This window comes from Mesorhizobium sp. M7A.F.Ca.CA.004.12.1.1 (assembly GCF_003997835.1).
Taxonomy (GTDB): domain Bacteria; phylum Pseudomonadota; class Alphaproteobacteria; order Rhizobiales; family Rhizobiaceae; genus Mesorhizobium.
This window is the reverse complement of record NZ_RZRK01000868.1, coordinates 1-2510: the sequence shown is the minus strand read 5'-3', so window position 1 is coordinate 2510 and position 2510 is coordinate 1. Positions and strand designations below refer to the sequence as shown.

Genomic DNA, 2510 nt, shown 5'->3' with positions numbered 1-2510 from the left:
GTGTTGTCCTGCTATCTCGTCCTGAAGGGCTGGTCGCTGATGGGCGACGCCGTTTCGCATGCCGTGCTTCCGGGTATTGTGCTCGCCTATATCGCCGGGATCCCGCTTGCCTTCGGCGCATTCGTGGCAGGGCTTGGCTGCGCTTTGGCGACGGGCTACCTCAAGCAGCACAGCCGGATCAAGGAGGACGCAGTCATGGGCATCGTCTTCTCAGGCATGTTCGCGTTTGGCCTGGTTCTGTTCGTCAAGGTCGAGACCGACCAGCATCTCAATCATATCCTGTTCGGCAACATGCTCGGCGTCCAGTGGCGCGACGTGATCGAGGCGGCGATCATCGTCGTGCCGGCGATCCTCATCGTTCTGGCAAAACGCAAGGATCTGCTGCTCTATTGTTTCGATCCGGCCCATGCGCGCGCGATCGGCCTGCCCGTCAATCTGCTGCATTTCGGGCTCTTGACGCTGCTCGCGTTGACCATCGTGGCCTCGCTGAAGGCTGTCGGGATCATCCTTGTCATCGCCATGCTGATCGCGCCGGGAGCGATCGGTTTTCTTTTGACGAAGAGCTTTGAGCGGATGCTCGCCATTGCTGCCGCGGCCGCCATCGGGTCGAGCGTCGTGGGAACGATCCTCAGCTATCACATCGACGCAGCCACGGGTCCGACCATCGTCGTGGTTCAGGCCGGCGTTTTTTTGCTTGCCCTGTTCCAGTCGAAGCGCCCAAAGCAACAGGTGCAACTGGGCATTTCGGGAGAGTAATCGCGACCCTGACCGAGGCCACGCTTAAAGCCGGTTGCGGATCAGCATGGTGACGACGAAGAACGCGCCGACCGAGCTGGTGATGATGCCGATCGGCAGTTCCTGCGGCGGCAGCAGCGTTCGGGCCAGAAGGTCGCTGGCCAGCAACAGCACCGCGCCGAACACGGCGCAGCTGGCAACCAGGCGCAGGTGCAAGGGGCCCGCCAGCGGCCGCGACAGATGCGGGATCATCAGCCCGACGAAGCCGATGACGCCGGCGACCGAGACCAGGATCGCCGTCGAGAAGGCGGCGACGAGAAAGGTCATCCTTCGCATCCGCGCCACCGGCACGCCCAGGCTTTCGGCGGCGTTTTCGCCGGCCAGGAAAGCATCGAGCCGGCGGTGGTTCCACAGCGCGTAAGCCAGGATAGTGCCCGCACCCAAGGCGCCGAGCCAGATATTGTCCCAGCGCGCCAGGCCGAGCCCACCCATGGTCCAGAACAGCACGGAGTGCGCGGCGCGCTGGTCGCCGGCAAAGACAAGATAATTGGTCAAGGCGGTGAACATGAAGGACACGGCAAGGCCGGCAAGGATCAGCCGCTCCGGGCCTTGCCCCCTCACCCGCGCAACCAGCAGCAGGACGACACCGGCAGCCAATATGCCGCCGGTGAAGGCCGCGACCGGCAATGTCCAGATGCCGAAACTGTCTCCGAAGACGGTGATGACGGAAACCGCACCCGCGGCGGCGCCCGACGACAGGCCGAACAGGAACGGGTCGGCAAGGTCGTTGCGGGTCACCGTCTGCAGCAGCGCACCGACGACGCCGAGACCGGCCCCGACGCAGATGGCCAGGATCGTGCGCGGCAGCCGCAGGTCGACGACGATCTTGCCTACCGGCCCGGACACGTCGTGCCCGCTGAAGCCAATCGCACGGCCAAGCGAGGCAACGACGTCGGCCAACGGAATCAACGTCGAGCCATAGGCGATCGACAGCAGAGCGAGAGCGGCGATCGCCGCCGCTCCCACCAGCATGGCCAGTGCGAATGCCGGATGGCGCAAACCTGGAAATGCGTCGTGTCTGTCAGGACGCGTGCGACGCACTTCCAGGATCTTTTGCTCATGCATGTCGTTGCCCCAAAACCGCTGCGCACTTTTGGGCGACAGGCATCAAAACGCTTCCGGATGCATGGCCTTGGCGATTTTGTCGATCGCTTCGATATTGGCGGGTCCGGGTGTCAGTTCGGCATAGCGCAGGGCGACGAAGCGCTCGTTCTTGACCGCGTCCGTTTCTTTCATCGCCGGGTGGGACTTCAGGAAATCAAGCAGTTTCCTGTAGCCGCCGCCGTCCTGGTAATCGAGCAGGATGAGGAATTGCGGATTGCGCGACGCCACCGTTTCCCAGTCCGTGTTGCCCCAGCTGGTCTCCATGTCGCCCATGATGTTGTCGCCGCCGGCGGCTGATATCATGGCGCTGGGGATGGCGAACTTGCCTGCTGTGAACGGTTTGTCCTCGCCGGAATCATAGAGAAACACTCGCGTACCCTTGCCGTTGCCGACCTTGGCGGTGATGTCGGCGAGCTGCTTCTTCCAGCCGGAGACAAGCTTCTCCGCCTCGGCCTCCTTGCCGAAAATCTTGCCCAGCTTTTCGACGTCGCCATAGAGCATGTCCATCGAGGCGGCTGGGCGGCTCTTGTCGAGATGGACGCAGCTTTCCGTCAGCACCAGCGTCTTGATGCCGTGCGGAGCAAGCGTATCGGGTGTCACCTCGCCGCCCG

Annotated in this window: 3 protein-coding genes; 1 reads left to right on the top strand and 2 read right to left on the bottom strand. The window is 63.3% G+C overall.

What is annotated here, in order from left to right:
* On the top strand, positions 1-756 hold a 756-nt coding region (locus tag EN984_RS30970; RefSeq protein ID WP_164765768.1), incomplete at its 5' end, for a metal ABC transporter permease.
* A 24-nt stretch (positions 757-780) separates the two neighbouring features.
* Here EN984_RS30970 and EN984_RS30965 read toward each other — a convergent pair.
* On the bottom strand, positions 781-1767 hold the full coding sequence (locus EN984_RS30965; protein WP_127267061.1) for an iron ABC transporter permease: 987 nt from the start codon (positions 1765-1767) through the stop codon (positions 781-783).
* A gap of 135 nt (positions 1768-1902) precedes the next feature.
* A partial coding sequence (locus EN984_RS30960; protein WP_164765767.1) for an ABC transporter substrate-binding protein occupies positions 1903-2510 on the bottom strand: 608 nt, incomplete at its 5' end.

Excerpts from the sequence above, each read along its gene's own strand:
- EN984_RS30965 (WP_127267061.1), bottom strand. The coding sequence starts at position 1,767 with ATGCTGGTGGGAGCGGCGGCGATCGCCGCTCTCGCTCTGCTGTCGATC.